Origin of the sequence: Shigella sp. FC1967 (genome assembly GCF_001743005.1) — a bacterium.
GTDB lineage: Bacteria > Pseudomonadota > Gammaproteobacteria > Enterobacterales > Enterobacteriaceae > Proteus.
This window is the reverse complement of the sequence record NZ_MIIZ01000499.1, coordinates 1-8951: the sequence shown is the minus strand read 5'-3', so window position 1 is coordinate 8951 and position 8951 is coordinate 1. Positions and strand designations below refer to the sequence as shown.

Below are 8951 nucleotides of genomic sequence, written 5' to 3'. Positions count from 1 at the left end.
TTTGAAAGGGAACGTAAAATATAATCTGTTTTACTCATAAGAACATCACATCAATATCATAATAAAGTAAAATAAGCGTTTAATATTAAATAATAACAATTATATATAATTAAGGATCATTTGCCCTTTACCCACTCTTGGACTTGCTTACGGGAAATTTTAATTCCCCCATTTTTAAGGCTTTCAGGGAGTTGTAGGCAAGCAACGGGTCGTTGAAACCCCGCTAATCGGGAGTGATACCACTGCGGTAATTGATTGATTATTTCAATATCAGCATCGACAACGGCAACGGGGCGTTGTCCAAATTCTGCATCATCAATAGGGACAACAAAAGATTGGCTAACCCCTGAATGTGTATTAAGAATTTTTTCAATATCTTCGGGTTGGATCCCTTCTCCTGCACTAAAAAAGAGATTATCCAAACGACCTAAAACACGCCATTCATCAGCAATAAAACCGCCTTTATCTCGCGTTGAATACCATCCATCAGTCGTGAGTGATAGCGGTTTTAATTTACCATCAAACCAATAACCTAAAGCAACACTGTCAGACATTATCTGGAGTTCATCATCCACTAACCGAACCTTCTTGCCTTTTAATGGAAGCCCTACTCCAGCTTTACCATCAGCACGCTTTGCGCAAACGGTCGATGCCATTTCCGTCATACCATACCCACACCAGCATTGGATCCCCCAATGTTCTGCTTCTTGCGTTAGCTCAATAGGGATCATCGCGCCCCCTAGTAAAACAGATTTTAAGGTCATCGGTTGTTGATGATTGTGTTGCGCTCTATTTTGTAAGAAGCGCCATAATTGTGTAGGAACTAAAGAGGCATGAGTACAACCTTGTAAAGCCTCTTCAAATGGGTGCATTTCACGCACCACCAGCGTTGCTCCTCGTAATAACCAGCGCCAAAGTATGCCTTGCCCTGAAACATGAAATAGAGGCAAAGAAAGTAGCCAGCTATCCCCTTTTTCCAACGGCATTAATGACAAAACACCTATTGCACTACAAAGATGGGCATCAAAGGTATGGACTGCGGCTTTGGGCAAACCTGATGAGCCTGATGTCAAAATAAGTGTTGCCATACGAGACGGATCCCATAGGAGATCATTGACTCTTTGTGTTTTATATTGACGTGAGGTGTTATCTCGCTCAATACCACTAAGATCAAGCAAGGTTCCTTTAAAATCTAGCGGTGAACTACTCAAATCAGCATAAAAATCAATACATAAGTGAGGCAATAGTTCATCAAGTAAAGATTTTGGAAGTTGTGGATTTAAAGGTAAAACCTTAGCACCACATTGAAAAACGGCGAGTAGTGCAAAAACAAGATTGAGGTGATTTTTTCCACGCAACAGCACGGTACTTTGCGAATCAACACCTTGTTTTGCAAAATTGTCAGCTAAGTAATTAATATGACAACTAAGTTGCTGCCATGTAATAGGTGAGGAACCTGAAATAATGGCCGTTTCATTTGGGTATAATTGTGCCCAGTGATGCCACGGCCATTGTGTAAAGGGAACTACTGTTGCCATACTGTCTCTAGCTGTTCAAGAGAGATAAGTGGAATATCTACATTTGGCCAAGGACGAATAAGTTGTTGTTTAATTAAATCAACAGTATCAAGCCCTGGAATGCTATTAGGCGTTAACCATTGTGCAATTCTTGCTAATTGAGTGAGCCCGAAACTACTTTCAATACTCGAACTGATAATAGCATCTAACCCTAGCGCATGCGCTTGTTTAACAAGCAGTTGACAGCGTTCAAGACTTCCGACTAGTGTAGGTTTGATAACAATCGTTGTGACACCAGATTGCGCTTTTACTTCAAAACCGTCATCACGTACAGTTTCATCCCAAGCGATATTAATACCCGTCGCTTGAGAAAAAGCCAGTGACTCTTCAGGCGTTTTACAAGGTTCTTCTAAAAACGCAATGCGTGAGCGCCATTGCGGATTAACATACTTCGCAAAGCCTTCGGCTTTTGTCGGTGTCCAGCTTCGATTCGCATCAAGTCTAAGTTTTAAATCAGGAATAGCTTCTAATAACAGATTAACCACTATTCCATCACGCACAGCTTCATATAAGCCTACCTTGATTTTAGCGACCTTTTCACCTTCCATATCATTAAGGCTTAAAATCAAGTCATCCGGATCACCATTACATAAAGGTGCAGTACGATAATTTGCGTCTTGAGGCAACGTATCATCAAGCTCCGCTAATGCACAGCTAATACCAAAAGCCACGCTTGGTAGTTCACTATGAACAGGATTTTCACCTGCACACCAAGCTGTTAACCAAGATTGTGCAGCTTCTTGTGCTTGTTCTAAAGTTTCACGGCTAAACTCGGGAAGAGGTGAAATCTCACCCCATCCTTGTTTGCCATTTTGCTCTACACAGACAAGAAAACCATCACGCGTTTTTAGCCTTTGATAGCGCAGAACAACGCCTGCATCTACAGGTAGGCTGAATGAATAGAGTTTGGCGTTTCGCATTATGGGTTACGTTTAAATCGAGTGAAATCAGGTTGACGTTTTTCATTAAAGGCGTTGCGACCTTCTTGGCCTTCTTCTGTCATATAGAATAACATCGTTGCATTACCCGCTAATTCTTGAAGACCCGCTTGACCATCACAATCTGCATTTAATGCCGCTTTCAAACAACGTAAAGCCATTGGGCTGTTTTCCAACATCTCACGACACCAGCGTACCGTTTCTTTTTCAAGATCGGCATAAGGAACAACAGTATTTACCAAGCCCATTTCTAATGCTTCTTTTGCATCATATTGACGGCATAAGAACCAGATTTCGCGGGCTTTCTTTTGACCAACAATACGCGCCATATAAGAAGCCCCCCAACCGCCATCGAAAGAACCGACTTTAGGCCCTGTTTGACCAAAAATAGCGTTTTCAGCAGCGATAGTTAAATCGCACATCATATGAAGTACATGACCACCACCGATAGAATAACCCGCAACCATTGCGACAACAGGTTTTGGACAAGTACGAATTTGACGTTGGAAATCCAATACGTTTAAGTGGTGTGTACCGCTATCATCGCGATATCCGCCGTAGTCGCCACGAATTTTTTGGTCACCGCCAGCACAGAATGCTTTTTCACCCGCGCCCGTTAAAATGATCGTACCAATTGTGTCATCATAACGTGCATCAGCTAATGCTTGGATCATCTCTTTCACTGTCAAAGGACGGAAAGCATTACGCACTTGCGGGCGGTTAATCGTAATTTTTGCAATGCCATCGACTGATTTATGATAGAGGATATCTTCAAAACCTTCAGAACAATCCAGCCATTCAATCGGTGCATATAATTTTTCTTCGCTCGGGTAAAGCATAATTAGGTTCCTTTAACCAAAGAGGGATAAAACATGATTTATCACCGCGGCATAAGCAACAGGCTGTGCCTGATGGGCATTATGGCCAGCATGCGGGATAGTCGTTAATGGCAGCGAATATTGCTGCGCTATCGCTTGAAATTTATTATCTTTTTCACCACAAAGCCAAATAAACGGCAATGTGAGTTGCTGTAACTCTGTGACAAGCCAAGGCTGATGACCTAAAGAAAGCGTTTCTAAACTTTCTGCAATACAAAAACCCGCGTTACGACGACGTTTTTCAACGAGTAACTGGCGTTTTTCTTCACTTAAATCGGCAAAGACGGGTTGTTGATACCACTGTATCAATACGTCACTGATAGGTTCATTACGAAAACGCTCAGCCCAATGTTTATCATGAACAATACGACGTTGTCTTTCCGTTACATCATATAAACCCGGGTTTCCACCTTCTACAATCAGCCCCATTAATCCCGTAGTATCACCAAAACACGCGTGATACATCGAAATTCTGCCACCTAACGAGTAGCCAATTAACCAATAGTGGTCAATACCTTGCTCTTTAAGTGTATCTGTCAGTAACTGACTAACTTCAACAAAACTTTTCGCGCTGATAGAAGCAGAACCACCATGACGAGGCAAATCAATCACAAGTGAGGGATATTCATGACAAGCCTGAATAACTGGCTCCCATTCACAACCTTCACCTAATAGCCCATGTAACCAAACTAACCAAGGTCCTTCATTATGGGTATTATATCGCTGACATGCTAAAGTCATGAGATGTTACCTGTTTTACCAGTTGATTTAATGTTTTTGCACCCTCAGTATCATCAACAATTAATTCAATTAATGTGGTTGTTGGCGCCCCTGCCCAGCATTTCTGAACAGTAACTAATAGTGCATCCCAACTTGTTGGTGATACATAATGCAAGCCAAACATGGCAGCAGCATGTTTGAAATTTAGTGAATGAGGCATACAGTAAAAGCGCTCTCGCTCAGCCTCTGGCGTGGGTAGCATTGAAAATATTTGCCCACCATTATTATTCACAACGATAATAACATTAGGCGCATAAACTTGTTGATGCAACGCTAAACTATTTAAATCATACAGTGCCGATAAATCACCTAATATTGTTAATGTTGGCTTTTCTGTTGCGCGATGAACGCCCGCAGATGTTGAAATTAATCCATCAATACCACTCGCGCCTCGATTGCTCATCACAGGATAACCTTGCGGTAGCTGAGCAAATGCATCGATTAATCGTACTATCAGACTATTGCCAACAAATAATTGCCCATTATTAGGAAGTAATTTATCTAATTGGTGTGCAACCTGTGCTTCACCAAAGTAATCGGTTATTTCACTGACTTTCTGATAGGTTTGTTTGGCTATATTAGCTAATGCATTAGTCCACGGTGAATTATCGATCGCAGGATGTGCTGTTAACCACTGCATAGGTGATAATGTAAATTTCTCACCTTGATGATGACCAGGATCTAAACGCCCAGGAATAGGATCAATAATCCAATACCTTTCTGGGGAGCATCCTACTTGCCATTGTAATAAACGTTTACCCGTTAAACTTGAACCAAATTGAACCACGATTTCCGCTTTATTTAATTCTGATTTTATTTGCGGGTTATTCAACCATAAATCAGCACAAGGTAGAGGTTGCCCTGTTTGAGATAACACATCCCCCAATAAAGGCCAACCTAATTGCGAAGCCCATTTTGCAACTTCAACCCCCTCTTCTGGACGAATACGCCCTGCTATAACGACTCCTTTTTTCTGACGTAATACATTCCATTGAGGGTGCATAGTAACAGAAGTAAAAAGTGTTTCTTGTAGCCACGGTTTATCACTTTGCCACCAATCGCCTAAAGCTTCAGTCCATGGCATCGATGTCTCAATATCATCACCATATAAAGGTTCTGCAAAAGGACAATTGACGTGTAATGCACCATGAACCAATGTATTCATGGCATTATCGAGGGTAGAAACTAACCAGCTCGCAGAAATATCTGCTGTTGGTCTTGGTAAGGAGAGCGTTTGCGAAGGATGCGTTGCAAAAATACCTTGCTGACGGATAGCTTGGTTTGCACCACAATCAATTAATTCAGGTGGTCTATCCGCAGTTAAAAAGACAACACGTTCACCGGTTAATCCCGCTTCAATCAACGCTGGGTATAAATTGGCAACGGCAGTTCCCGATGTCACAATCACAGCAACCGGCTCTTTAGTTGCTTTTGCAAGCCCTAAAGCTAAATGCCCTAGTCCACGCTCATCAAAATGCGTATGGCAAACCAATTTTTGATTGGCAGCCGCCGCAAGTGTTAAAGGGGTAGAACGAGATCCAGGTGCGATACAGATATGGCGTAAGCCATGACGAGTCAAAGTTTCGAGTATAACTTTAGCCCATTGGCGATTAAACGAACTATTAGACATTGATCATCCCAACAACGAAAACCTGCAATTGCTATTATAATATCTGTTCCTAAATACTTTTCCTTAGCCTAGTTCAATGAACAGAAGTTTTCGTTAAATAAATCGTTAAAGAAAACACTTAAAAAGTGCATTATTTAGGCTAATCATCCACTCTATTTTCAATAAGCTCTTTTTATAGTTAAAAATAGGAATAAATAGCACTACTGCTCTAAAGAATAGCATCAATTAGTTAACAACTCGCAGTTGTTATTTGAAGAGTAGCACTAAATTATTAGCTTTAAAAAACGACTCATCAAAATTTGATTATTACGCTGATGTTATCTGTAAAAAATTAACGCTATTTTTCCAACAATGTTCGTAGACCAGCCGCTTTATTTTCAATTTCAGTCCACTCTTGCAGGGGATCAGATCCGGCAACAACACCAGCACCAGCGTATAAAGTTAAAGCATCATCATGTAACTCACCACAACGTAAACTAACAGCAAACTCTGCATGAGGAAGAGATAAATATCCCGCAGAACCCGCATACCAGCGACGTTCAAAAGGTTCATGCTGACGAATAAAAGCACGAGCAACACTTCTTGGTAATCCACATACGGCGGCCGTTGGCTGCAATCGTTTTAAGCAATCAATATCATTCGAATAAATTAATTTACCATGTATATAGCGACGAAGATGTTGTACTTTACGCAACCGAATAACATCTGCGGGTGAAACATCGATACCTTCTACTCCGCCTTGTAATCGTTGACAAATATCATCGACCACAACCAGATTTTCATGTTGATTCTTTTTATCATTCATCAACCAATCTGCAAATTGAGTGGCTTGTTGTTCGTTATCAGAGCTTGCCACAGTACCCGCTAATGCTTCGGTATAAAGCATCAACGCATCACGTTTATATAATCTTTCTGGGGTAGATCCCATAAATGCATCTGAAGGTGAAAACGCCAGCATATAGTGATAACAATGATGATTAACATCACGACTCGCTTTCATAAACTGGATCGCTTTAAGCGGGTTATCCAATGTTAAGCACGTCGCTCTTGCGGGGACAACTTTTTCAAATAAACCTTGGCTAATCTCATCTAAGGCAATATTAAGATAGTGAGTCCACTGCTCTTTCGTTAAAGAATGATTAACATGGGTCACAGAAACAGAAAGTGGGTTAATTTCTACGGCTTGATTTAATGTTTGTAAAAACTCTAATGTATTTTGCTTATCACCTTCATCCAACATATTTAGATGAACAGAAAACTGTTGCTGGTGGCGTCGGATCTCAATGCGAGGTAAAAAAAGGTAGGCATCATCCCCTTTTATTTCATCTATACGACCCGGAATAATGGTATCCCACGCATTTAAACCCCAAATACGCACATCATCACTATTTACATCACAATGATGCAAATCTAAGAATTGGCAAGCATCTTGAATATGGTTAAAACAGCGCAATTGCCCACACGCAGCCACTTCTTCATGTTCATCACGATGCTGCCAATAAAAATTGCGGATAATATACCTGAGCAGCAAGCCACGAGAGCAAGGAAAAATGAAACTTCTGATGGCAAGGTGACTTTCAAATGTAAAAGATTACCTTGTGCTGTCAGATTTATATTTTTAACTTTTTCGTACAGTGTCGAAAAACACAGGATTAACCTTTTCCACTCCAAATACCCACAACTAATTAAAAGGAAGATTATACGTCTCTATACAAATTATCAAAGGGTTGATTAATTATAACCTTTGTCATTTATCAAAGTTTTGTATTTTTCATGTTACAAAGTAGAAGCATTAACTCGCACTTCTGAAATAACCACAAACCTTTATGAGATAAAGTGGTAAAGATAAAAATTTATTATACATAAGTGAGGTTATATGGATACAACCACCTTTGAACACGTCGATAAAATCATTGAGACCTCCGATATTCCAAAGGTTGCTTTGGGATTAATATTAGGTATAGATATTGAAGATGGTCGATTACCCGGTATTGTAACTTCTCATGATTTAATTAAGATAAAAGCTTATATTAATAAAGCACTCTCCCTCCCTTACAAAATAGAAAGATGTCATCAACTTTATTCATTACAGTGAAATAAGTGTACAACAACTTTCACCTGATAATATTCTTTCTCTTTTTACTCGGATCCGCGATCATGCTTTTGAGTGGAATAAAATAGAATATGCAATTAAGCAACAAGCAATTGATTTAGAAATAATCGGTAGAGAAATCACATCTACGGGTGAAAATATTATTTCATTTATTAATCAAATGTCTTTATTAACAAAAATATCTACTGTTATTAATGAACTTTCTGAACAAGAATTAGAAAACATTCAATATAAATCTCAAGATAAAGAAGTTGCAACACAACTTATTCATATATTAGAAAGTATGAAAGAGGATATTGAAAATGAACGTGATAAGACGATTAAGCTAAAAAGATAGTTTATCTACTTTTCGAAGTAAAATTATAGGAGGGAAAGATACTCAAAATGTCACTCACAATTCTATTTACCATGATATTCTTAATAAAAAAAAGATTTATTAATGAATCTTATACTGATAATAGTCATTCACTTATTGAAGAACGCGATTTACTGCTTGAAGAAATCGCGATGCTCAAAGATGAATATAAACACTATGTAGGCCTAGCGTTTACCGGACTCGCAATGGGTATTATTGGTGTTATTATCACAGGGGGAATATTCGGAGCAAAAGCTGAAGTTATACGTAAAAAGAGAAATTCACTTATTCAAAAAGTGAAAAAAATCAATGCTGATATCGACATCTATGCAGGTTTATCTTTGCATTTAAATACACTTTATATTGAATTATCAGAAATAGAACAGTTTATTGAAGATTCAAATCTGGCGTTAGAGCATATTGAATATGTATGGCAAGCCATCTTAACAGAAATAGAAGCATCAATAACGCATTTTAATAAAATCAACAATGCATTAGAGTTGATTAAATTTAGTATTTATCTGGAAAAAATTATTGCACCTTGGTACATGGTTATTGGTTACTCAAAGGAGATGCTGCTCTCTTTTGATAATGCGCTTTCTACGTTTTATTCATCTAAAATTAACAAAGGGATATTGTTATGACTCATAATGAAAATCAGTGATATTAGAAAAACGTTT

9 protein-coding genes are annotated in these 8951 nt (G+C 39.0%); 3 read left to right on the top strand and 6 right to left on the bottom strand.

The features are described 5' to 3' along the window. Positions 1-116: 116 nt before the first annotated feature. The 6 genes from menE to BHE89_RS04285 form a co-directional block, all read right to left on the bottom strand. Complete coding sequence (menE, locus tag BHE89_RS04310; protein WP_069368001.1) at positions 117-1538, bottom strand: o-succinylbenzoate--CoA ligase; 1422 nt, start codon at positions 1536-1538, stop codon at positions 117-119. Further along, complete coding sequence (menC, locus tag BHE89_RS04305; protein WP_069368000.1) at positions 1526-2497, bottom strand: o-succinylbenzoate synthase; 972 nt, start codon at positions 2495-2497, stop codon at positions 1526-1528. Before menC ends, menE begins: the two co-directional genes overlap by 13 nt. After that, the gene (menB, locus tag BHE89_RS04300) at positions 2497-3354 is read right to left on the bottom strand and encodes a 1,4-dihydroxy-2-naphthoyl-CoA synthase (protein ID WP_069367999.1); all 858 of its coding nucleotides are present in this window, start codon (positions 3352-3354) and stop codon (positions 2497-2499) included. Before menB ends, menC begins: the two co-directional genes overlap by 1 nt. 12 nt (positions 3355-3366) lie before the next feature. After that, complete coding sequence (gene menH / locus BHE89_RS04295; protein WP_069367998.1) at positions 3367-4134, bottom strand: 2-succinyl-6-hydroxy-2,4-cyclohexadiene-1-carboxylate synthase; 768 nt, start codon at positions 4132-4134, stop codon at positions 3367-3369. After that, on the bottom strand, positions 4109-5803 hold the full coding sequence (menD, locus tag BHE89_RS04290) for a 2-succinyl-5-enolpyruvyl-6-hydroxy-3-cyclohexene-1-carboxylic-acid synthase (RefSeq protein ID WP_069367997.1): 1695 nt from the start codon (positions 5801-5803) through the stop codon (positions 4109-4111). The genes menH and menD overlap by 26 nt, the downstream gene beginning before the upstream one ends. Positions 5804-6140: 337 nt before the next feature. Beyond that, the gene (locus BHE89_RS04285) at positions 6141-7334 is read right to left on the bottom strand and encodes an isochorismate synthase (protein WP_286145882.1); all 1194 of its coding nucleotides are present in this window, start codon (positions 7332-7334) and stop codon (positions 6141-6143) included. Positions 7335-7679: 345 nt separating this feature from the next. Between BHE89_RS04285 and BHE89_RS24985 the strand changes: the two genes are divergently transcribed. The 3 genes from BHE89_RS24985 to BHE89_RS24975 all read left to right on the top strand — a co-directional run bounded on the left by BHE89_RS24985 (position 7680) and on the right by BHE89_RS24975 (position 8915). Then, positions 7680-7898, top strand: coding sequence for a hypothetical protein (locus tag BHE89_RS24985; protein WP_286145881.1), 219 nt, complete (start codon positions 7680-7682; stop codon positions 7896-7898). 178 nt (positions 7899-8076) lie between these two features. Next, the gene (locus BHE89_RS24980; protein WP_286145880.1) at positions 8077-8253 is read left to right on the top strand and encodes a hypothetical protein; all 177 of its coding nucleotides are present in this window, start codon (positions 8077-8079) and stop codon (positions 8251-8253) included. A gap of 47 nt (positions 8254-8300) precedes the next feature. After that, entirely contained in the window at positions 8301-8915 is a 615-nt protein-coding gene (locus BHE89_RS24975) for an alpha-xenorhabdolysin family binary toxin subunit A (RefSeq protein WP_286145879.1), read from the top strand. Positions 8916-8951 lie beyond the last annotated feature (36 nt).